This window comes from Streptomyces sp. NPDC002144 (genome assembly GCF_053593695.1).
The window spans coordinates 1-21,760 of record NZ_JBSFDB010000070.1 but is presented as its reverse complement, the minus strand read 5'-3'; the positions used below and the strand labels follow the sequence as shown (position 1 = coordinate 21,760).

General features: G+C 67.2%; 17 protein-coding genes. 6 read left to right on the top strand and 11 right to left on the bottom strand.

What is annotated here, in order from left to right:
* Nucleotides 1-23 precede the first annotated feature (23 nt).
* From ACWCQ1_RS46780 to ACWCQ1_RS46745, 8 genes are read right to left on the bottom strand one after another with little or no spacing between them, the layout of a single operon-like run.
* Nucleotides 24-1,862 carry a glycoside hydrolase family 15 protein gene (locus ACWCQ1_RS46780; protein ID WP_358605289.1) on the bottom strand — a complete coding sequence of 613 codons (1,839 nt, stop codon included), beginning with the start codon at nucleotides 1,860-1,862 and terminating at the stop codon, nucleotides 24-26.
* Nucleotides 1,863-1,909: 47 nt separating this feature from the next.
* On the bottom strand, nucleotides 1,910-3,565 hold the full coding sequence (locus ACWCQ1_RS46775) for an alpha-keto acid decarboxylase family protein (protein WP_358605286.1): 1,656 nt from the start codon (nucleotides 3,563-3,565) through the stop codon (nucleotides 1,910-1,912).
* A 20-nt stretch (nucleotides 3,566-3,585) separates the two neighbouring features.
* On the bottom strand, nucleotides 3,586-4,401 hold the full coding sequence (locus tag ACWCQ1_RS46770) for an MBL fold metallo-hydrolase (protein ID WP_358605283.1): 816 nt from the start codon (nucleotides 4,399-4,401) through the stop codon (nucleotides 3,586-3,588).
* Nucleotides 4,402-4,427: 26 nt separating this feature from the next.
* Nucleotides 4,428-5,423, bottom strand: a complete 996-nt coding sequence (locus ACWCQ1_RS46765; RefSeq protein WP_358605280.1) for a sugar phosphate isomerase/epimerase family protein — start codon at nucleotides 5,421-5,423, stop codon at nucleotides 4,428-4,430.
* Nucleotides 5,424-5,425: 2 nt separating this feature from the next.
* Complete coding sequence (gene iolE, locus ACWCQ1_RS46760) at nucleotides 5,426-6,340, bottom strand: myo-inosose-2 dehydratase (protein ID WP_451029432.1); 915 nt, start codon at nucleotides 6,338-6,340, stop codon at nucleotides 5,426-5,428.
* Nucleotides 6,337-6,861: a hypothetical protein gene (locus ACWCQ1_RS46755; RefSeq protein ID WP_133047697.1), complete on the bottom strand. Its 525-nt coding sequence runs from the start codon at nucleotides 6,859-6,861 to the stop codon at nucleotides 6,337-6,339. Before ACWCQ1_RS46755 ends, iolE begins: the two co-directional genes overlap by 4 nt.
* On the bottom strand, nucleotides 6,861-7,970 hold the full coding sequence (locus tag ACWCQ1_RS46750) for a ferritin-like domain-containing protein (protein WP_358605272.1): 1,110 nt from the start codon (nucleotides 7,968-7,970) through the stop codon (nucleotides 6,861-6,863). The genes ACWCQ1_RS46755 and ACWCQ1_RS46750 overlap by 1 nt, the downstream gene beginning before the upstream one ends.
* Nucleotides 7,967-9,895 (bottom strand): GMC family oxidoreductase, encoded by a 1,929-nt coding sequence (locus ACWCQ1_RS46745; RefSeq protein ID WP_133047696.1) that lies wholly within the window; start codon nucleotides 9,893-9,895, stop codon nucleotides 7,967-7,969. Before ACWCQ1_RS46745 ends, ACWCQ1_RS46750 begins: the two co-directional genes overlap by 4 nt.
* Before the next feature lie 221 nt (nucleotides 9,896-10,116).
* Between ACWCQ1_RS46745 and ACWCQ1_RS46740 the strand changes: the two genes are divergently transcribed.
* Both ACWCQ1_RS46740 and ACWCQ1_RS46735 read left to right on the top strand, forming a co-directional pair.
* The gene (locus ACWCQ1_RS46740; protein WP_358605269.1) at nucleotides 10,117-10,272 is read left to right on the top strand and encodes a hypothetical protein; all 156 of its coding nucleotides are present in this window, start codon (nucleotides 10,117-10,119) and stop codon (nucleotides 10,270-10,272) included.
* Nucleotides 10,273-10,528: 256 nt separating this feature from the next.
* Nucleotides 10,529-14,179, top strand: coding sequence for an ATP-binding protein (locus ACWCQ1_RS46735; protein ID WP_358605266.1), 3,651 nt, complete (start codon nucleotides 10,529-10,531; stop codon nucleotides 14,177-14,179).
* A 28-nt stretch (nucleotides 14,180-14,207) separates the two neighbouring features.
* Here the strand turns inward: ACWCQ1_RS46735 and ACWCQ1_RS46730 are convergent, their stop codons facing one another.
* Nucleotides 14,208-14,933 (bottom strand): SDR family oxidoreductase, encoded by a 726-nt coding sequence (locus ACWCQ1_RS46730; protein WP_358605263.1) that lies wholly within the window; start codon nucleotides 14,931-14,933, stop codon nucleotides 14,208-14,210.
* 83 nt (nucleotides 14,934-15,016) lie between these two features.
* Here ACWCQ1_RS46730 and ACWCQ1_RS46725 point away from each other — a divergent pair, with 83 nt between their 5' ends.
* Both ACWCQ1_RS46725 and ACWCQ1_RS46720 read left to right on the top strand, forming a co-directional pair.
* Entirely contained in the window at nucleotides 15,017-15,937 is a 921-nt protein-coding gene (locus ACWCQ1_RS46725) for a LysR family transcriptional regulator (protein WP_358605260.1), read from the top strand.
* A gap of 36 nt (nucleotides 15,938-15,973) precedes the next feature.
* Entirely contained in the window at nucleotides 15,974-16,120 is a 147-nt protein-coding gene (locus ACWCQ1_RS46720) for a hypothetical protein (RefSeq protein WP_451029431.1), read from the top strand.
* A 446-nt stretch (nucleotides 16,121-16,566) separates the two neighbouring features.
* On the opposite strand, the gene ACWCQ1_RS46715 is transcribed toward ACWCQ1_RS46720, so the two are convergent.
* A complete protein-coding gene (locus ACWCQ1_RS46715) occupies nucleotides 16,567-16,713 on the bottom strand; it encodes a hypothetical protein (RefSeq protein WP_451029430.1) in 147 nt (48 codons plus the stop codon).
* Between the two features lie 42 nt (nucleotides 16,714-16,755).
* Here ACWCQ1_RS46715 and ACWCQ1_RS46710 point away from each other — a divergent pair, with 42 nt between their 5' ends.
* A complete protein-coding gene (locus tag ACWCQ1_RS46710) occupies nucleotides 16,756-17,460 on the top strand; it encodes a Clp protease N-terminal domain-containing protein (RefSeq protein WP_358605251.1) in 705 nt (234 codons plus the stop codon).
* An 86-nt stretch (nucleotides 17,461-17,546) separates the two neighbouring features.
* Here the strand turns inward: ACWCQ1_RS46710 and ACWCQ1_RS46705 are convergent, their stop codons facing one another.
* A complete protein-coding gene (locus ACWCQ1_RS46705; protein ID WP_451029429.1) occupies nucleotides 17,547-19,598 on the bottom strand; it encodes an RICIN domain-containing protein in 2,052 nt (683 codons plus the stop codon).
* 570 nt (nucleotides 19,599-20,168) lie between these two features.
* Here ACWCQ1_RS46705 and ACWCQ1_RS46700 point away from each other — a divergent pair.
* Nucleotides 20,169-21,760 (top strand): beta-galactosidase (locus tag ACWCQ1_RS46700; RefSeq protein WP_451029436.1); only part of this gene is annotated, 1,592 nt, incomplete at its 3' end.

Genomic DNA, 21,760 nt, shown 5'->3' with positions numbered 1-21,760 from the left:
ACTGACAGCCGTGCCAGAGCCGCCTATTGCCCGTCGAGCACCCTGTCGAGGGTGAGGGCCGCGTCGATGAGTGCGAGGTGTGTGAACGCCTGCGGGAAATTGCCCAGTTGACGGCCCGTCGGGTCGATCTCCTCCGAGTACAGGCCCAGATGGTTGGCGTATCCCATCATCTTTTCGAAGACCAGCCGCGCCTTGTCCGCCCGCCCCGCACGGGCCAGGGCGTCGACGTACATGAACGTGCACAGTGAGAAGGTGCCCTCGGAACCGCGCAGACCGTCGGGAGAGGCTTCCGGGTTGTAGCGGTAGACGAGGCTGTCGCTGACCAGTTCGCGCTCGAAGGCGTCCAGGGTCGATGCCCAGATCGGATCCTCGGGGCTGAGGAACCCGACGGTCGCCATGCGCAGCAGCGAGGAGTCCAGTACGTCGCTGCCGTAGTGCTGGACGAAGGCCTGCCGCTCCTCGTTCCACCCCTTGGCCATGACCTGTTCGTAGACGGCGTCGCGCTCCGTCTGCCACCGCACGGCCGCCGACGGCCAGCCCTTCGACTCGGCGAGGCGCAGGGCGCGGTCGAAGGCCACCCACGACATGACCCGGCCGTAGGTGAAGTCCTGGCGTCCGCCGCGGGTCTCCCAGATGCCCTCCTCCGCCTGGTCCCAGTGGTTGGCCAGCCAGTCCAGGTTCGCGCGCATCGCGGTCCATCCGGCGTGGCCGATCTGGAATCCGTGCTGGTGCGCGAAGTAGATGCTGTCCAGTGCCTCGCCGTAGATGTCCAGTTGGAGTTGTGTCGCGGCGCCGTTGCCGATGCGTACCGGCCGGGAGCCCGCGTAGCCCTCCCAGTGGTCGAGGATCTGCTCGTCGAGGTCGCTGGAGCCGTCGACCTTGTACATGACGTTGAGCGGGCCCGTGCTCCCGCCGCTGCCGGCCTGCTCCTTGACCCGGTCGGTCAGCCAGCCGATGAACGCCTGGGCCTCCTCCGTGAAGCCCAGCCCCAGCAGGGCGTACACGGAGAAGGAGGCGTCCCGGATCCAGGTGAAGCGGTAGTCCCAGTTGCGTTCGCCGCGCAGTTGCTCGGGAAGTGCCGCCGTCGGAGCGGCCACCACCGCGCCACTGGGAGCGAAGGTCATGAGCTTCAGCGTGATCGCGGATCGCTCCACCATCTCGCGCCAGCGCCCGGTGTAGCGCGACTGTGCCATCCAGGAGCGCCAGAACGCCACGGTCTCGTCGAAGAGCCGTTCGTACGCGTCCAGGCGGACCTCGGCAGGGGGCCCCTCGGCGCCCACCTCAAGCACCAGTCCGCGCTGCTGACCTGCCTTCAGCGTGAGTGAGAGGTGCAGGTCGCCGCCCTGGTCCGTGAGAACGTCGGTCAGCCGGTCGTCCCCCGGTTCACGGATGGGGTGCACGGTGAGTGACGTGCCGTCCTCCGCGGCGAAGACCGCTCCGTGCTGGGAGATGTGCACCTCGTGCTTGCTGCGTCCGTAGTCGAACCGTGGGGCGATCTCCACCTGGAACGTCATGCTGCCGCGCACACAGCGGACCAGACGCACCAGGCGGTGGCGGGAGGTGACCGTCGTACCGGTCACGGGCATGAAGTCGACCACCTCACCGGCGCCCGCCTCGGTGATGAACCGGGTCACCAGGACAGCCGTGGCAGGCAGGTACAACTGCTTGACCGTGTGGCTCCGGTGCGCCGGCCGGACCGTGCAGTGGCCGCCCTCCTCCCTGTCCAGCAGCGCCCCGAAGATGCTCGGCGAGTCGAACCGCGGGGTGCAGAACCAGTCGACCACGCCCTCGGTGGACACCAGCGCGGCGGTCTGCAGATCGCCGATGAGACCGTGGTTCTCGATCAGTGGGTAGCTGTCCATGGGGACGCCCCTTTCGAGCGGGATTTCTCCCGCTCTCCTTCGCCCTGCTACGGGTTCTTCCACTTCGCGTTGTCGGGGATCGTCTTTTCGGGCACGTGCACCTGGATGACGGACGGGCCGCTCGTGTACTCCTGCGCGCCTCGCACGGCGTCCCTCAGCTCTCCGTATGTGCCGACTTCCCATCCCCGGCACCCGAAGACCTCCGCCAGCTTGCTGTAATTCCAGCGGTGCAGCTCGCACGGCTTGTAGAACGGTTTGTCGGAGTGGTAGACCCCTGCATCGGCGAGCCACTGCTCCACGGCGTAGACGCCGTTGTCGATGACGAAGATGATCGGATCGAGGCCGAACCGGGCCTGCGTCGAGAGGCATTGGGCGGTCATCTGGAAGCCGCCGTCACCCGAGAAGACGATCACCTTCTGGTCGGGACCCTTGGCCAGGCAGATACCCGTGGCGGCGGCCCCGCTGTAGCCGATCGCCGAGTAGGACGACTGGACGATGAACCCTCCCGGGTTCGGCACATCGAGCAGCAGGCTGCCGAAGTAGTTCATGCTGGCGTCGGCGCCGACGATGGTGTTCCTGTCGATGTACTGCTGGATGTAGTCGTAGAAACCCTGGTACGTGATGACATCCGTGTCCCCCACGACCGGTGCGCTGCGGGCCGGCATGTCGGGGGCCTTGCGCACCTTGGGCGTGATCTTCTCGGCCAGGATGCCGTCGACGAGGTGCTCCAGGGCGACCTGTCCGCCGAAGGAGGTTCCGAACTTGACGGCGTCGAACGACGCGAACGCGGTTTTGTCGTAGTCCGGGGCCCACCCCAACGAGTTGATGTCTGTCAGCCACACACCGAGGGCCAGGATGAAGTCCGCCGTGCCGGCGAGGTCCGTCACGGCCGTCGCTGACGCCTGGCCGTCGAGCACGCCGACGAACAGCTCATCGTCTTCGGAAAGAACGGACTTGCTGAGGAGTTCCGTGACGAACGGGATGTTGAGTTGCTGGATCAGACTCATGGCCTTGTCCTGAAGACCGAGCCGGTCGATCTCCACACCCAGCCAGATGAGCGGGTTCTCGGCGTTTTCGAGCTGTGCGCGGATCTGTGCGACCGACTGCTCCAGGCTGGTCTCGTCCGACAGGATCCTGGTTGGCTTCAACACGCCCCTCGGCGCCTCGCACTCCAGGTCGACCATGTCCTGGAGCAACTCGATGTAGATCGGGCGCCGTTCGCTGATGCACCGGGTGAGTGCGTAGTCGATCAGCGTGGGGGCGAGATCGGGGTTGTCGATCCGTATGGCCGCGACCGTCAGGTGCTCGAAGGACTGAAGATCCGTCTCGCGTCCGCTGATGAAGTGATGGGCGCTGAAGCCGGTCTGTTCGAAGACGATGGTCTTCTTCACACTCGGCGTGCCGTTGATCAGTACGAGCGGCACCTTCTCGACATAGGCGCCGGCGACAGCGTTCACGGCACACAACGCTCCTGCGGAGTAGGTGACGCACAGGGCGCCGATCCCCTTCAGCCTCGCGTAACCGTCCGCCGCGTAACCGGCGTTCACCTCGTTGACTTCCTCGACGATCTCCATGCCGTTCGGCGCGACGTACCGGTTCAACCATTCGATCGAATAGTCGCCGGCGATGGCGAACAGGTGGTCCAGCCCGAGTTGGCGGAGCCGGTCCACCAGGTACTGCCCTACCGTGCATCCCTCGGTCACGATGGAAGCACCTCCCGTGATCAGTAGTCGCTCGCGCCGCCGAACAGTCGGGGCAGGTAGATGTCGAAGATCCCGGGGCACTTGCGTTCGGGATACCGCTGCAGCAGGAAGCTCTTGAAGGCGTCGCCCGACAGCCCGTCACCGATCGCCTGCCGAGCGGCGGAAAGGTACTCGACGTTGCGGGCGACTTCGTTCTTGTCGGCCGGCAGGCCGTGGCCCGGCATGAACAACTCGTACTCCGACACCAGCATTTCTTGCAGGACCCTGATCCAGTGACCCATGTGTTTCGTCAGATACAGATGGGTGCCGCTGTAGATCAGGTCCTGAGTGAAGTACGCGCCCACGTCAGGAAGCCTGATGGTGAGGTGGTAGTCGATTTCGGTGTCCGTCACCCGGTCGAAGACATACCTGACCCCGTCGATCGTCTCTTCGCCGGGACTGGCGACCTGCTTGGGAACGACTACGCGCTCCGGGGCGAGATCACCGAGTTTCCAGTGGTCACTTCTCGAGTCCTCCCCGTGATCCTGGATGAAGGTCATGGTTTCGGAGAGGGCATGGACGGTGATGTCGGCGAACGCGGTTCCCAGACCGAACCAGTGGTCCGGGTGCCGGTGGGAGACATACAGCCGCTCGATCGGTTTGCCCAGGCTGTCCGCGTAGTCCCTGAACGCCCTCGCGTACGGGACGAGGAACTGCGCGTCGACGAGAACCAGCTGGTTCGCGGTTTCGATGATGTGGGTGGCGTTCGCGATGTTGCTGTCTTCGAAGGACGCGACGAAGGTGTGAATGCGGACATCGCCTGTCTGCTTCACGACCATGATGACGGGATCTGACATCTGAGCCGGCATGCGAGGCCTCCGGGTTATGCGGTCTGCGTCCGCAGTTCGTCCAGCGCGGCCCTGGCGACGTCGTAAGCACTGTCCCTGCCGGGCACCGCTTCGTCCTCGCCGGGTCGCCAGAAACGCCGGCGTGCCATGCGCATGGAGCTGTCGAACGGCGGGATGGCGTTGAACACTTCGATCAGGTACGGCCCGCGATAGACCGGTTGGATCTCGTCCGAGATGATGTTCCAGGGGATCCAGCTGTCCTTCACCGCGCCCCGGTCGGGTGCGGATATGTGGACGTAGTAGAGCCGGTCCTGCCGTACCGCCCGCGCGACGTTCTCCTTCAATACCGACGGGCCCTGACTTTCCATCACGACCTGCGCGGTGTCGATCGTCACGCCACCCTGCGGGTGTTCGAGGCCTTCGAGGAAGTCCAGTACCTCGGAGACCATGTTGGGCGGCGGCGTCTCCCAGCTCTTGACGGGCTCGACGGCCAGCTTCACCTCTCGCGCCGCGGCGTACTCCAACAGTTCCTCGAAGACGGAGCGCGCCGCGTCGTACCGCGGTTTCATCCAGTCCTGCAGGGCGTCGCTCCAGATCGGCTCGTCGGAGTCCGTGACCGGAAAGACCCCGTAGGGGTAGATGAACGGCCCGGACATGATCGAGTCGCCGCCCAGGACCCTGGTGATCTCGACGCGTGACTTGAGGTAGGACAGCGCCTGCCGACGCTGCTCCTCATAAGGCGACGTCGGGTCGAAGGTGCGCGTGGTCCCGACGTTGGTGGTGAACTTCGCCTCCCCCAGTCCTGCCCGCTCGAATGCCTTCTTGAGGCCCAGGTAGCTGTCGACCTCGAGCTTGTGATCGACGGTCGTGGGCTGGGCCGCGATATGCACGTCGAATCCGTCATAGCCCATGTCGGTCAGGGCTTTCAGGTGGTTGACAAGTGTCCGGGTGTACCGCGTGTCCTGTGGCCGCAGATCGGCCGTGAACATGAAGAAGCTGAAGAACACGTCCCGTCCGAGTGTCGCGTTCATCGTCACCACCCCAGGACATCGGCGAGGTAGGCGCGGGCCTTCTTGGCGTACTCGAGCGGGACGGCCCTGTTCGGATCCTGCTCCGCCTCCACGACCAGCCACCCCTGGTAGTGCGCGTCGGCCAGGACTTCGAGGATGGGCCGGAAGTCGATCGCACCGTCTCCGGGCACGGTGAACACGCCGAGCTGGATGGCTTCCTGGAAGGACAGGCCTTCCTCACGTACCCGGCTGACCACCTCGGGACGGACGCTCTTCAGGTGGACGTGTCCGATGCGGTCGGCGTACACCCGGGCCAGCTCCAGCGGATCGTCGCCGGCGAAGGCGATGTGTCCCGTGTCGAGCAGCAGATGGACCAGGTCCGGATCGGTCGAGGACATCAATCGGTCGATGTCGGGCCGGTTCATGACTCCCGTGCCCATGTGGTGGTGATAACTGAGCTTCATCCCGGCCGAGTCGGCGATCCTGCCCAGCTCGTTCAGGCCCGAGGTCAAGGCGTCCCACTGGGCGTCGGTGAAGACCGGCCGGTTGGCGAACACGTCCACCGGCAGCAGGTGCGAGGAGGCGCCGAACTCGGCCACGACCAGCTCGGTCCCGCCCAGCGCCCTGATACGGGCCAGGGTTTCCTCGAAGGCGGAGATCGTCTTCTGCCGCATGTTGCCGATCGTGAAGTAGGTGCTCGTCCAGGGCTCGGACACGCTCAGGCCGCGCAGATCGAGGGCTGCCTTGAGCTCGTCGGCGTCCGACGGGTACTTGTGTCCGATGCTGCAGCCCTGGAAGCCGGCGAGGGCCATCTCGCTCACGGCCTGGCCGAAGGAGATACCGACGTCGATGGTGGGGAAGTCGTCGTTCCACCACAGGGTGCAGCAGACACCGAGCTTCACCTTGTCCGGGCTGAGGCGGTCAGCCACATGCGTCATCTCCTCGCCCCTTTCAGGTAACGGTCCGCGATACGGGGCGGCTTGGCCCAGGACCCGTATCCGGGTGCCTTGGCCCCCGGAGGATTGGCTCCGATGGCCCGCCACAGCAGCCCCTCCTGGTAGGAGGCGGCGGTCACCGTGGACGTGCCCACGGCCGTTCCGGCTCCATAGCGGTCGGTCCACTCGGGCGGCAGCGCGTACCACATCCCGGCGTACCAGAGCTTGATGATGTTGCGCGCCACCGGCCCGAGGCGGTCGTCACCGAAGATGCGGTGGCGCAGAGCCCGGTCCAGCAGATCGCGGTCGAGTGGGGACCGGGTGAGACTTCCGGCGTCACCGGCCGCATCCGTCCGGGCCGCCCGATGGGCCGCCAGGAGAGCGATGAGAGCCTCGTCACCGCAGGCGGCCCGCACCTTCGCGAGGTACTTGTGGGCCATGCCGGTGCCGAGCAGGTCGGTGGCCTCGAAGGCGGTGAGGTCGACCGAGAGGGAGAGAAAGTCCTCGAAGGGCGGGGCGCTCATCACGTCACCACCGGGGGTGTCTCGCCGGCACCCGCTGAGGCCAGCGGATCAGGTCCGGTCTCGGCCGGCATCTCGAAGGTGGGAGCGGCGTGCAGGCCGCCGCTGCCCGGCAGGGGGTTGCAGATCAGCCGGTTGAACCCGTCGCGCAGGCGGAACATCTCGCAGACGGCATCCTGCAACAGGTCCGGCTGTCCGTTGAACGCCTTGGTGAGCAGGGCGAGGAAGGCCGCGTAGTCGGCGTTGAAGTCATGGGCGACGCGGGCGAGTTCCGATCCCGCCGGGTAGTCGGCCAGCCGGGCGCTCGTCTTCACCTTGTACACGTCGTCCCAGTCGATGCGCAGCGCGGGCCCCGAAGGCGCGTCAGGGGAATCGCCCGCCTGGTAGTAGCGCCCGAGCTGGAGCTGCCGGAAACGGTAGTAGTGGGCCAACTCCCCGTCCGCGTCGTAGATACCCGAGTCGAGGCCCTCGCCCTGGGCGGCGATGAAGTGCAGTGCCCGCTGGGCCGACTCGAGGTCGGAGACGACGATCACGTCTCCGCCGCCGGAGTAGAAGTACTCGGGCCCCATCTGCCGCGCCGGATCCCCGCGGAAGAGCGTGGGGTCGCCGGCCGCCACCTTTTCGAGCCCTTCGATGGTCTCCTCGTAGAACTCGCCGATGCTGTAGAAGCGCATGCCCTCGGCCGTGGGGCTGGAGACCATGAGCGGAGTCCTGTCGTCGGGTACCTTCAGCAGCCGCTCGTCGGCGCTGGGAGCCCTGCCCGGTCGCTCGATCTTGCAGAACGTTTCCACGGCTTCGGGGGAGAAGTGCCGTAGGTCGACGGTGAAGTCGCTCTCCCCGTCCGGCAGGTAGGCCGGATAGGACGGCACGAAGCCGGGTCGGGTCAGGTCGGGCTCCCCGCCGACGGCGTTCAGGACGTTGGCGACGAGGGTCAGGTGCAGCATCTCCTCCACCGCGGCGACCCGGATGATGTGGGCGGCATCCGAGTTGGTGGTGGAGCGTATGGAGTAGTACGCGGTCAGGTACGTGGGGATGGTCCCGTGCTCCAGCGCCATCGCCGCGTTCAGGTAGCGGATCAGGTCGTCACGGTTCTCGATGGTCGACGCGGTCACCTGGACACCTCCCCTGAGAGGGACGCCGCGTGGTGCCGATCGGCGGAAACCTCGATCGGCGCGGTCTCGGAGTCGAGTTGGGCCAGCATGGCCCGGACGCTGCGCAGGCACAGGGCGGCGACGGTGAGCGTCACGTTCGACGTGCCCACCGTGGGCATGCTGCCCCCGCCGACCATGTAGAGGTTCTCGTAGTCCCAGCACCGCTGATCCGCGTCGACCACCGAGGTCGACGGGTCGCGGCCCATCACATGCGTGCCGGCGAGGTGATTGCCCCCGCGCAGTTCGTAGCCCTCGCCGTCGTGGACCGCGTAGCCCCAGAAGTTCGGCTCGTACACGGTGTGGTCCTCGGCCCCCAGGCGCGCGAAGATCCGCTTCGACAACTGGCGGGCGTACGCCACCCCCCGCATCGTGTACTCGGGGATGTCGTAGGTGAGGACGGGCCGCATGTTCCCGAGCTTGTCGGTGAAGTCCGGGCTCACGGTGATCCGGTTGCTCGGGCTGGCGGGGACCTCGACCATGAACGCCAGCTGCAGCTGACGGGACACCTTGTCCACCAGCGCCTGGCGGAGGGACTCGCCGTAGCGTCCGCCGGAGTCCACCAGGCCGATCAGGTCGGTCATCGGCGCGCCCCGGGCCCATCCCCAGCCGTCATTGTGGATGTCGATGGTGAAGGCCGCCTGGCGGCTGCGGAAGCGGCCGCCGCGCAGGTCGGCGATGCCGCCCGTGCAGATCGTGCCACGGAAGGTACCGGCCACCTCCGGCAGCAGACCCCACGCCAGCAGATAGGCGTGGTCCATGAAATTACGCCCCATCATCCCGCTCGAACCATGCAGCCCGGAGGCCAGCATCAGCCGGGGGTTCTCCACGGCGTTGGCGGCCAGGACGAACAGCCGGCCGCGGGCCCTCACGGTGTTGAAGCCAGGACTGTCGGGCCGGTCGTAGTGCCGGTACTCGATCTCGGTCACCCGGCGCGTGCGCTCGTCGACGTGCACCTTGTGAGCCACCGCCTGCGCCACCAGGTCGACGCGGCCGCTCTGGAGGGCCAGGGCGAGGGTTTTGCCGGCGTTGTACTTGGCCTGCACCGGGCAGATGGGCACGCAGTTGTCGTTGCCCTGACACCGCTCGCCGACCTCGACCTGGTACGCGCTGACCGCGCCGCGCGGCACATATCCCTTCCCGCCGTCGTAGGCCGGGTTCGGTATGCCGTTCCGGCCCTGTGGGAACGGCCGGACCCGAAGCTCCCGTTGCTCCCCGTCGAGTTCGACCGGCATCCCGTCGAGGTCCTTGGCGACCGTCCGGTCCAGGTAGGACAGGGGCAGTCCCTTCATGGGGAACACGTAGCCCTCGTCGAAGGTGATCCCGAGGTAGGCCTGGTCCTCCACGTCGGCGGAGACGCCGATCTCGCGTTCGGCCTCGTTGTAGTACGGGGCGAGGTCCTCGTAGGTGAGCGGCCAGTCCGCCCCCTCGCCGTAGAGCGTGCGCATGCGGAAGTCCTCCGGCAGCATCCGCAGCGTCTTGCCCTCCCAGTGCATGGTGGTGCCTCCGAGGACCCGCGTGTAGGTCGTGTCGGTGGCGAAGGGCCCGTTCTGGACGATGTAGGACGAGGCGTCGGGCGCACCCGGGGTGATGCGCCGAGCATCGGAGCCCCGAGGCATCGGGGCGTTCGGGACGACCGGATAGGGGGCCTGGTTGTCCTTGCCGATGGCCGAGTAGAAGCGGTTCAGATAGCCCTCATAGCCCCTGAGGGTGAGGTCCTCGGCCGGGCCCGCTTCGAGCATCAGCACTCTCTTGCCGGCATTGCTCAGCCGCAGGGCGATCAGGGCGCCGGAGATCCCGCCGCCGACGACGACAGCGTCGTAGACGACCTCGGCCGCCGCCTGTGGGTCGGTGCGCTGGGCCGCGCCCTCGGGGAACTTCGCGTACATGAGGCAGTCACTCCTCCTCTGCCGGGCTCGGCCGGGACCGGCGCGGCGGCAGGGACTCGAGTCGGCGCTCAGACACTTCTGAACTCCCTAGCTACGCAACTCCGTTGTCCATGGAGCGGACCCGTCGGACCCGACCGGCGGTCGGCACCCGGGCACGCGGACGGAGGGGCTGGAACCGAGTGCGCCCATGGGCTGCCGCCATGGCTGCGTGGGATTCCGGCATGATCAAGCCGGATGAACGGCGCAAGAGGGCGCAGATCGTTCGCGGAAACTTCGATGATCAAGCTGCGAGTTCGTATCGCTGGCGGCAACGCCTGGCGCGCAGACCACTGCCGCATCACCAACGATACGCGCGATCCATCATGATCGCCGATTGAGCTGACCGGCAGGAGAGCACTCCTTGATCACTTTGGTCGGACGTGCGCCGCGAATGCCTGACCGCCCATCAGAATCCCCTGCCGACATGCTCACGGATGGCCCCCTCCGCCGGAGCGATGGTCATGTTGCGGTCCTGTCCACCAGTGCTTTCATGGAAACGAAGGCATACCTGCCAGCAGATATCGCGCTGTGGCAGCGGGGAACCAGGAACGCATCCGCCCGCCCACAACGTGCTGCGCGGAGGGAGCGGACCTCATGCCCACCAAGGTCATCCGCCATCCGGAAGGCAAGGAACGGCCACACAGCGCCCCCTGGTATACGTTGTATCCGAGACGGTGGTGGTCCCGGCTCTCGGGAGCGACGAGCAAGAAGTGGCGGACGTTCAGGACCGAGAGGGAAGCGCACAGGAGCATTGCCCCGAACCGGAGTTGGCGGCCCGGAATGGTGTCCCTCGGCCCGCTGCTACGGATATACGCCTTTCTGGGGACAGCTGTGGTTGTCGTTTGGGTGGCACTAGCTATTTATGATTACCCCAATTCAGACAATCCAGATGACAAACTTGACAAGTTGCTTAGCTCCACATGGTTCGACGCCGTCTCCCACATCGTGGGCCCCGTTCTCACCGGCTCCCTGCTCCTGGCGTTCTTCCTTCTGTACTGGTACCACAGGACCAAGAAGCCCCTCGTCGACAAGGCACGTAACCATCCCCATGAACTGGTCCCCACGGCCGGAACCCTGGTCAACCGGATCGTCGGGCGCCGCGAACTGTCCCAGGTCATCGCCCAGACCCTTCGCAACCGCAAGACCAGGAAGCCCTATCTGCTCGTAGGCGGCGTGGGCGTCGGCAAGACCGCCGTTCTGGTGGAACTCACCCGGATGCTCGCAGAGCAGTCCGCTGTTCCCGTGCCCATAAGGCTCCGCGACATGAAGGAGGACGGCGAGCTCGACTTCGAGCAAATGGCACGGCACCGCTTCGAAGAAGAGACGGACCAGAGTGTGCTCGCCGGCAGCAACATCGACAAGACATGGCAGCAACTGAGAGTCGACGACAAAGTCGTCGTCATCGCCGACGGACTGGAAGAGGCCCTCCTCGACGACAAGTTCCAGGAAGACCGCGACAACATCATCCGGCGGGCGATAGACCGAGCCGATCGCCAGAAGCTGCCGCTGGTCATCGCCTCGCGCCCGCACGCGCCGCTCGAGGGTACCCGGGCCGCGATCGCCGACATGGAGCCGTTGAGCGAGGAAGCGGCCCTGGAATACCTGACACGAGACTCCGGTGAGCTGGACGAACGGCGCCTCGACTGGGTGGTGGAGACCGCCGAGGTCGTGGACTCGCCGATCTATCTGCGGATCGCTCATCTGCTCCAGCAGCACGGACTGCTGGAACACCTGACACTCCGTGACGGACACCGCCGCATGGACACGCGCAGCAATGACCGCGCCACGCTCAGGCTCGGGCTTCTGGACACTTACCGTCAGGCCATCGAAGACGGCCGCATATTCGACAATCTGGTGATGGACCGCAGGGAGCGCCGGGAGACCATGTGGGTCGTGTCGGCACTGGCCTGCCTCGGACTGGTGCAGGACAGCCTCGAGGTGACGTTCGAGGACTTCGTCAGTGCGCACGTGGACGACCTCTGTGAGCGCATGAAGTCCCAGGACGACGCCAGGACGGCAGGCACCCACCAGTGGAACGGGACCCGCCTTTCCGTTTCCCCGCCGCAACGCGACGCGATATGGGGTGTGCTGAGTCGTAAGGTCGGCCGGTCGGCACCCTGGCTCAACGTTCTGGAATACCCCCACGAGTGTCGAACCGAACTGGGGCGGTACATCGCCAACGGCCAACTCCTCGGACTGGTCTACGGCTGCGCCAACCGGGTTCGTTTCCCGCACAGCATCCTCCAGGCATATCTGGGTTATCGCCTGCTCAGAGAGCTGCAGGACGACGAGATCGACGCGGTCGTCGAACCGGCGCTGCACAGTCCCGGTCCGTCCCGGGAGCTGCTCATCGCTCTGGTGCTGCTCTCACGTGACCGAGCTGATGCCCTCGCCCGGTCCGGCGGTGCGTCGCACGCAGGTGCCCCTGCCCCCAACAGCCGAGGTAGGCCGCCGAAACTGGCCGAACTGCTCAGCAACGCCGCAGCGCACCGGCATGACGCGAAGTACTACGACCTGTATGCCGCAGCCTTCGAAATCGACTGTGTCGATCCCGTGGCCATGCAGGACAAGCTGGCTCAGGACCTCGACGCGCGATGGGCGGACCTCGCCATCAAGGGTGATCAACGGACCATCGAGGAAGCGAAGTTGGGATTGATTCGCCACTTCGGAGCCGCTCTGCGCGAACGGGAGCGGCGGAGCAAGGCAAGTCATGTGCTTCCAGACATGGAGCCCGTACAGCCGTGTCTTCCCTACAGGCACCTCTTCCAGATCGGCACACATGAGCCCTCGTATGCCGTTCGCATCGCGGTCGCGCACCAGATAGCTGCCGGTGGCGATGCGGCATTCAAGGAGTTGCGCACGGAGTTCCCCCTTGGAAGCGACCCGATAGCGCAGTACCTGGGCAGGATTCGTGAGGCCAAGGAGAAGCTCGACCACGACTACACCGCCTGGCTCAATGAAGAAGCCGCGAACCCTGCTTCAGACTCGATGGCGGCGGAGAAGAGTCAGCGGAAGCTCGACTGGATCATGAGGGAGTACGAGCGCGGTCGCATCGCCCTGTGGCGCCACTTCGCCCTCCGGGCCTGGCTCGTTCCCATGGTCGTGGGGTCGGTGTCCGAGAAGTACCGCGCCGAGGCCAAGGAACGGCTGAACCTCTGGTTGAACAACCTCACCACCCCGGCCGGCGGGCAGAATCCGCCCATGCCGCTGTCCTTGGAGAACGCTCTGGCCCAGGGCTTCAAGAACGCGGCGAACCGCCGGAGACGGCACCCGGACGCCTACGAAGAGACCCGGGGCTACCTGGTGAAGCAGGCGGAGAAGATGCTCACCCGCAGTCGGTACTGGTACGCGCAGTTGAGTCTGCTCCATGCGCTGTGCCTCTGGGAGCTCCCCGACACGGCCGGACGCACCACCACATACGGTTCGGCGAACCATCGCAAACACCATGCCCCATCGCCGCCGGCCGACACCAAGACGGACGATGAGTCGACGTCCACCGGTCCCGAGGAACCAGTGCGGTCCGTCACTCGGTGGCTCGCCCTGGCAGGCAGCGCCCACCAGGCCCCGGTACCCGTCGACGCGACAGACGAGCGCCCACCGGACAAGGTCCTCCACCCGTTCGTCGCCGAGGCCGGGGATCTGGTGACCCTGGCGTTGGAGACAGGACACCCCGAGCGGTTCATCTGGATCGACGAGAACGGAGCCACCGACAACGTCGGTTCCACTCCGGCCGATCCGGAGCACTACCGGAAGCACAACCTGTGGATCGCCCCCTCCGTCGGCTGGAGCATCCTGCACCCTCGAGCGCAACGCCTCCTCGCCGACGTGCTGGTCATGCTCAACCTCACCGAGGGCAGCGGCACACCGGACGACATCGAGGAACGCCTGAAGCTCGCGGACAAGGACACCCTGCCGTACTGTCTCACCCACGATCGCAGTCGACTCCATCCCGAACACAGTGTTGGCCGTGCCGACAGGGACGACTGCGGCACCACCTGCCTGTCCCCGTGCGAGTTCCGTCTGTGCCCCTATCCTCCTCAGACGGGGAACGCCCAGGCGGAGCTGGCGGAGCTGTTCTGCCGGCAGCAACAGACGCTGCTGCACAGCCGCTATCGCTGGCGCCTGCCCGCCGTCAGCCGGCACACCGCGCCGTGGGTGAGCATCCCCGTCCGGGAGTTGCACGCCTTCTGGGAGAAGATGGCGAACCGCAACCGCAAGACGGACGAGGACGAGCCCCGCTTCTGATTCACCCCTTCTGATTCACCCGTCTGATTCACCAGGGGACGACTCCCCCGTCGTCGAAGAAGCCGCCGCGCGGCCCGTCGTCCGGCAGGGTGGCGAGGTGGACGGCGATCGCGGCGCCCTGCTCGGGCGTACGGAGTCCGTTGAAGCCGGTGAAGTCGGTGGCGACGTAGCCGGGGCAGCAGGCGTTCACGATGACGGGCGTGTCGGCGAGTCGGCGGGCGTACTGTGTCGTGAGGCTGTTGAGCAGTGACTTCGACGGTGCGTACGCGGCCATGACCGGACCGGTCCGCAGCGTCAACGAGCCCATGTTGCTTGACATGTTGACGATGCGCGGCGCGCTCGCGCGGCTGAGCATCGGGAGCATCGCGTTGGTCACCCGGACCACGCCGAAGACGTTGGTGTCCAGCACCGTGCGGACGACGTCGAGGTCGAGCGTTGTGGGATCCTGCGCGCCGCCGTCGGTCCGGCCGGAGATGCCCGCGTTGTTGACGAGTACGTCGAGCCGGCCCGCTGTCTGCTCGATCGTCTTGGCCGCCGCGGCAGCGCTGTCGTCCGAGGTGACGTCGAGGGCGACCCCGAACGCGTCGACGCCGGCGGCACGCAGTCGTTCGACGGCGTCCTGGCGCCTGGAGTCGTCGCGAGCCCCCACCGCTACTCTGAAGCCGACCGCCCCGAGCCCTTGTGCGATGGCGAAACCGATTCCCTTGTTCGCGCCGGTGACCAGCGCGGTCTTCGTGTCGTTCACGCCAACCATGCTCGGCGGGCGGGGCATTGGCGGTCCAATATCGGATGGGTCCGCTGTGATACTCGCCGGGTATCAGTCGGTAGGCTGCTCGGGTGGATGATCTCGAGACCCGCGAGCTGCGGTACTTCGTCGCCGTGGCAGAGGAACTGCACTTCGGCCGTGCCGCCGATCGACTCGGGATCGCACAACCGCCGCTCTCGCGCGCCATCCGCCAGCTGGAGCGGCGGCTCGGCGTCCAGCTACTCGACCGGAACCGCCGTGGTGTGGCCCTCACCGATGCCGGCCGGGTGCTGCTCCGGGAGGCCGGGACGGCTCTCGACGCGGTCGCGGCCGCCGCGCGTCGGACGCGGCGCGCCGGAGATCCGAGGCGACCGCTGGTGCTGGCGACGAAGGCCGGGGCCTCCCACGAGCTGCTGCAGCAGTTGCTCGACACGGTGGAGCGCGAGCCCGGCGCGCCACCGGTCGAGGTGTTGCTGTGCGAGGTGGGCGAGCAGGCGCGGCTGCTGCGCGACGGCCAAGCGGACGTGGCGCTCATGCATCGTCCATACGACGATCTCGCCGGGTTCGACAGCGAGGACCTGTACGTCGAGGGCCAGGTCGCGATCGTGCCCGCGGGGCATCCGCTCGCCTCCCGGGACAAGCTCACGCTGGCGGAGGTCAGCCATGTGCCGGACCTCCCGATCGCTCGATGGCCGCGGCTGGACGGGTCGTACCCGGAAGGGCCCGGGCCGGAGGTAAGAACCCAGTCGAAGCTCGCCCAACTCGTGGCGCTCGGCAAGACGTTGCTGGTGATTCCCGCCTCCAGCCGTGCCTGGCAGTGGCCCCAACACGTCGCGGTGCCCGTCGTCGACGCGCCGGACGTCACGACGGTGCTCGCCTGGCCGTCGAGCAGCCGCTCACTGGCCCTCGCGTCACTGGTCCGCTCGGCGGCCGGACTCCGCGGCGGTGCGCTGTCCTCGCCCGAGCGGTCGGGAAATCCCCTTGGGGACAAGGGGCACACCACGCCACCATGATCCCCGCATCGCCAACCGGACGAGAGGGAACGGTGGATGAGGCGGAATCGGCTCGGGCAGAGCAGCGTGCACATCACGGAGCTTGGCTTCGGCGGCGGCCCGCTCGGCGGACTCTTCGCACCGCTGGACGACGCGCCCGCCGCGGAAGCCCTCGAGACGGCGTGGGACAGCGGGATCCGCTAGGCAGCAGGTCCCGGTCGGTGAGTGTCTGATGGACCGGTTCGGTCATCTCCGTGTCGGCCACGACCGCGTCAGTATGGCCATCTGTGTGATCACATGGGGCGCGTCGGGTTCGCAGGTTTCGGTCAGATGGGCCATGTAGCCGGTCCAGCCGGAGCCGCGCTTGATTCCATAACGGGCGTCGGTGTCATAGGGCGAGCACAACCGGTGATGACCGGGCGGGAGGTCCTTGCCCTCCCGCCAGCGCACCCCCTTCTTGTTGCTGTGGTATTGCTGGATCCAGGTCCCCTGCGCAGCACCTGCACCGCCTCGATCTCGCGCAGCCAGCGGGGCGCTATGGGCGCGTAGCCCGCTTCCATCAGGAAGAATCCGTCCTCGCCGACCTGCCGGGCCCATTCCTCCCGGACCTCTTCGCCTTTGGGGAAGCGGTAGTCGTCCACGCGTGGTCCTTAGCGCTCGGCCCACTCGGCTGTGACCAGGCCGGACTGCCACGTCGGAGCCGCGACCGCCAGCGCCTCCAGAGCCGCCCACAGCGTCTCACCGACGAACTCCGGCGCGGGCCTGACGATCCGGCACACGCCGGAATTGAGCGTCAATTACAAGTTGACGGTAGGTCATCGTCAACTTAAGATTGACGCATGAGCCCACTCGACATCAGCCTGGCCGACCTGATCGCCCGGCTAGACGAGGAACTTCCCGAAGCCAGCGAACTGGCGCGCATCAGCGAGGCACGACTTCGTGCTCAGACGCTGTCCGACCTCGGTGACCAGCTCATCGACCACTACGTCAGCAAGGCCAAGCAGACCGGCGCCTCATGGACCGAGATCGGCGACGCCATCGGAGTCTCCAAGCAGGCCGCCCAGCAACGTCACACACCCGCCGCCTTCGAGAGGTTCACCAACCTCAACCGGCACAGCATCGTGCTGGCACAGGAGGCCGCCCGAACGCACAAGCACGACTTCATCGGCACCGAACACATGCTGCTCGGGCTGCTCGGCGAGCCGCGCGGCCTGGCATACGAGGTGCTGGTGGCGAGGACCGGGTCGGAGCAGCGCGTCCGCGACGCGATCCGGGAAGCCTTGCCGCCCGCCGGGAAGAAGGCGCCGCGGGGTCACATCGCGTTCCGGCCGGAGAGCAAGAAGGCCATCGAGGAGGCCCATCGCGCGTCAGCCGACCTCGGCCACGACTGGGTCGGCACCGAACACACGCTCCTTGGCCTGATCCGGGTGGAGGAAGGCCTCGCCGCGCAGATCCTGGGCGATCTCGGCTTCACGTCGGACGAGCTGAACGAGACGGTCAGGAACGAGATCGCCGAACGGCTCGCCACGCGCGGCAAGCAGTGACCGCGCGACGGCCACCGGGCACCGCATGAGGACGGGCTCGCCGGATCACCGGCGAGCCCGTACGGCCAACTGCTGACTGTGTCGGGTCAGTTGACCCGGACGATCTTCCACAGCTGGTCGTCGACGCTGACGTCGTTCCACTGGATGACGGAGGCGCCGTTGGCGGTGGAGGACTGGGCGACGCCGGCAACGAGACCGCTGCCCACGTTGACGAGCTTGTAGTAGCCCCCGCCCGCGCTCGTCAGGGTCCACTTCTGCGAGGCGCCTCCGGAGGCGCTGGTCTGGACGAGGGCCGCGCCCGCGGCGGTGGAGGCATTGCCGATGTCGAGCTTGAGGGCGCTGTGGACGTTCTGCAGGGTCCACGCTCCGCCGCTCTGGGACTGGAAGGTCCACAACTGGCAGTCGCACGCGGAGTTCTGCCACTGGTCGGCCGCCGTACCGGCGGTGGTGGAAGCGGCGGGGATCTCCAGGTACTTGCCGCTGTTCTTGTTCACCAGCACGTACTGACCGGTGGACAGGGACGGCAGCGCGGTCTGGGCCAGGTTCCAGCGCTGGCAGGCGCAGCCGGTGCCGTCCCACTGTCCGGCGACGGTGCCCACCGTGGTGGAGGCGCTGGGGATCTCCAGGTACTTGCCGGTGAGCCTGTTCACGGCCGAGAAACCGCCGGACGGGCTCGGGACGACCGCCCACTCGTGGTCGAGGGTGCCGTTGTCGTCCCACTGCAGGACCTTGGCGCCGTTGGCGGTGGACTGGTTCTCCACTCCCAGCACCTTGCCGTTGGCCACGTTGGAGATCCTGAAGTAGCCGGACGGCTGGAGGGCGAACTTCCACTGCTGGTCGGTGGCGTTGTCGGTGTTCTGCTGCGTGGCGTAGGTGCCGTTGGCGGTCGTACCGCCCGCGATCGTCAGCGCCAGGTTGCTGCCCGCGTTGGAGACGGTGTAGATGGCGCCGTCGTTGATGCCGCCGCCCAGGTCGATGGTGCTGTAGGTGACCGGGTTCAGTGAACCGCCGTTGTAGCCGCCGCTGAAGACCTCCAGGCTGTGGCCGTCGGGCAGCGGGAGCATCCCCCGGCTGTATCCGCCGGCGACGTTCGACTGGATGCGGCTCCAGGCGTTCGCGGCGCCGTTCTGGGTGTTGAGGAAGAGGTCACCGGTGCTGGTGGCACTCACGACCAGGATGCCGTTGGCTCCGCCGGTCGGAAGCCAGGTGATGTACGGCGCGCTGGAGGGGACATAGCCGTCGGTCGCCTTGAGCACCTGGCCGGTGACCGAGCCGAAGGCCTCCGGGTCTGCGGAGATCTTGTAGTAGACCGCGAAGTTCTTCTCCGGCGCGCCGCCGTACTCGTACGTCATCACGTACTTGCCGTTGGGCAGTTGGGCGACGGTCGCCATGCCGGGACGGTCGCTGTACGTGGGCATCGCCACGTCGTCCACGACGGGACCCCAGTTCACTCCGTCCGTGCTGACCTGGTGCACCAGCTTCTGGCCGTGGTTGGTGTCGCGCTGGTCGGAGTAGTAGACGACCAGCCGGTTTCCGTTCATCAGGAAGAAGGGCTCCCACACCGGCGTGTAGCCGTTGCTGGAGATCGCGCGGCCGCCGGTGGCGATGTTGCTGACGAAGGTCCACGTCAGTCCGTGGTCCGTGCTCGCGTACATGTCGATCTTCGTCGCGGACCGGTCGCCGGGGACGGAGTCACCCGCGATCAGGAGGGTCCCTGCGGGGAAGGTGCCCAGCGCCGTGGGCAGTTCGAACAGCTGCGGCTCCCAGCGCATGCCCCACCCGTTCTGGGTGTCGGCGACGTCGGAGATCTTCGTCCAGGAGTTGCCGTTGTCGGTGCTGCGGTAGATCGGGAAGACCGGCGTGCCGGAGGTGTACTGCTCGAACGTGGCCAGCACGGTTCCGTTGGACGAGCCGCTGTGCTCCAGCCGTATCGCCCTCGGATACAGCGAGCCCGGGGCGGGGGTGCCGGACGGCGGGGTGTACATGGTCTGCGAGGGGCGGGACAGGGCGTGGACCTGGCCGGCTGCCGGGAGGAGGACCGCCCCGACCGCCGCGATCAGGGCCAGCAGGAGGAGGAGAGGGGGGACGGGGTGGGAATCCGCGGCGCGGGGTCTGGTGCCTGGCTGGGCAGGGGACATGTGCGGCTCCACAGCGGGGATGAGGGGCGGGTGTGTGCGAGGAGCCGGTCGGCTCCCGTGGGCGGCTCTGGCGCATGACGACGTTCGGGCGATCGAACGAGGTCAGCGACTATGGCCGCGCGGTCAGATCGCGCGGTCATGTCTACGCAGCGGAGCGAGACACGTCAAGAGTTCCGACCGCTCCCCTCGTCTCGCCCGGCGCGCGACCTGTCGGCCACAACGAGATGCGGACGGCACGTCTATGCAGTTCAGAGCCGATACAAGGGAAGCCCCTCACCTCGCAGGGCAAGCGGATGAGACGAGTCCGGCTGCCGCGACCTTCACCCCGCCACCTTGACAGCAGGCCCGAGCAGCGCTCACGCTTCCTGACATCCGCCGATCATGTTTGTTGGATCTCGTTTGGTTATGGTCGCGCCCCGGCCTCGACAATCGAAAGTGACCCCAGTGACTGCTCCGCAATCTCCCCTTGGCCCCGCCACACCCGTGCTCGCGGTGCCCGGTATCGCCTACGGCGGTGACTACAACCCCGAGCAGTGGCCCGAGGAGGTCTGGGCCGAGGACGTGCGCCTGATGCGCGAGGCCGGGGTGAACATGGTCAGCGTCGGCATCTTCTCCTGGGCGCTGCTGGAGCCGTCCGAGGGTGTTCACGACTTCTCCCGCATGGACCGGATCCTCGACCTGCTGCACGCCCACGGCATCGCCGCCGACCTGGCGACCCCGACGGCGGCCCCGCCGGCCTGGTTCTTCGTCGCGCACCCGGACGCCCTGCCGGTCGACAAGGACGGCCGCAGACTGTCGTACGGCAGCCGCCAGACGTTCTGCCCGTCCAGCCCCGCCTACCGCCGCGCGGCACTGCGGATCACCACGGCCCTGGCCGAGCGGTACGCCGATCACCCAGCCGTGGTGATGTGGCACGTGCACAACGAGTACGGCTGCCACAACGCGGCCTGCTACTGCGACACCAGCGCGGTCGCCTTCCGCACCTGGCTGCGGGCGAAGTACGGCGAGGACCTGACCGCCCTCAACCATGCCTGGGGCACCACGTTCTGGTCCCAGTGGTACTACTCCTGGGAGCAGATCCTGCCGCCCCGCACCACCGGCGCGGTCCCCAACCCCACCCATCTGCTGGACTGGCGCCGCTTCTGCTCCGACGAACTGCTGTCGCTGTACCGGGCCGAACGCGATGTCCTGCGGGCGGTGACACCGTCCGTCCCGGCCACCACCAATTTCATGGTCAACTTCAGCTTCGACGCCCTCGACTACTGGCGCTGGGCCCCCGAGCTGGACATCGTCTCCAACGACCACTACCTCCAGTCCGCCGACCCCGAGTCGCAGATCGACATCGCGCTCAGCGGCGACCTCACCCGGTCCCTGGCCGGCGGGCCGTGGCTGTTGATGGAGCACTCCACCGGCGCGGTCAACTGGCAGCCGGTCAACCGGGCCAAGACGGCGGGGGAGTTGCGCCGCAACGCCCTCGCACATGTCGCCCACGGCGCCGACGGCATCGCCTACTTCCAGTGGCGGGCCGCCAAGGCCGGCGCCGAGCAGTGGCACTCCGCGATGCTCCCGCACGCCGGCACGGACAGCCAGATCTGGCGGGACGTCGTCCGACTCGGCGCGGATCTGCGGGCGTTGGCCGAGGTACGGGGAAGTGTCTCCACCGCGCAGGTCGCCGTCGTCTGGGACTGGAACGCCCGTTGGGCGCTGGAACAGCCTTCCCAGCCCAACGGGGACCTGCGCTACCTGGACCTGGTGCGGGCCTGGTACGAGCCGCTGTGGCGGTCGGGCGTGGCGGTGGACTTCGTACGCCCCGACGCCGACCTGTCCGCCTACCGCCTGGTCCTGGCCCCCTCCCTCTACCTGATCGACGACGAGGGCGCGGCCAACCTCACCGGCTTCGCCGAGCGCGGCGGCACCCTGGCGGTCGGCTTCCACAGCGGCATGGTGGACGCCAACTGCCACGTCCGGCTGGGCGGTTACCCGGGCGCCTTCCGCGAGGCCCTGGGCGTGCGCACCGACGAACTCTTCCCCCTGCTGCCCCACGAGCGGGTCCGCCTGACCGGCGGCGGCACGGGCACGCTGTGGTCGGAGCGGGTACGGCTCAAGGGCGCGCAGGCGATCACGTCGTACGAGGACGGCCCGCTGACCGGCGTCCCCGCGGT

Coding starts and splice junctions, on each gene's coding strand:
- ACWCQ1_RS46740 (WP_358605269.1), top strand. CDS start 10,117: ATGATCAAGCCGGATGAACGGCGCAAGAGGGCGCAGATCGTTCGCGGA.
- ACWCQ1_RS46730 (WP_358605263.1), bottom strand. CDS start 14,933: ATGGTTGGCGTGAACGACACGAAGACCGCGCTGGTCACCGGCGCGAAC.
- ACWCQ1_RS46765 (WP_358605280.1), bottom strand. CDS start 5,423: ATGAACGCGACACTCGGACGGGACGTGTTCTTCAGCTTCTTCATGTTC.
- ACWCQ1_RS46710 (WP_358605251.1), top strand. CDS start 16,756: ATGAGCCCACTCGACATCAGCCTGGCCGACCTGATCGCCCGGCTAGAC.
- ACWCQ1_RS46720 (WP_451029431.1), top strand. CDS start 15,974: ATGAGGCGGAATCGGCTCGGGCAGAGCAGCGTGCACATCACGGAGCTT.
- ACWCQ1_RS46735 (WP_358605266.1), top strand. CDS start 10,529: ATGCCCACCAAGGTCATCCGCCATCCGGAAGGCAAGGAACGGCCACAC.
- ACWCQ1_RS46780 (WP_358605289.1), bottom strand. CDS start 1,862: ATGGACAGCTACCCACTGATCGAGAACCACGGTCTCATCGGCGATCTG.
- iolE (WP_451029432.1), bottom strand. CDS start 6,340: ATGACGCATGTGGCTGACCGCCTCAGCCCGGACAAGGTGAAGCTCGGT.
- ACWCQ1_RS46705 (WP_451029429.1), bottom strand. CDS start 19,598: ATGTCCCCTGCCCAGCCAGGCACCAGACCCCGCGCCGCGGATTCCCAC.
- ACWCQ1_RS46745 (WP_133047696.1), bottom strand. CDS start 9,895: ATGTACGCGAAGTTCCCCGAGGGCGCGGCCCAGCGCACCGACCCACAG.
- ACWCQ1_RS46755 (WP_133047697.1), bottom strand. CDS start 6,861: ATGAGCGCCCCGCCCTTCGAGGACTTTCTCTCCCTCTCGGTCGACCTC.
- ACWCQ1_RS46770 (WP_358605283.1), bottom strand. CDS start 4,401: ATGTCAGATCCCGTCATCATGGTCGTGAAGCAGACAGGCGATGTCCGC.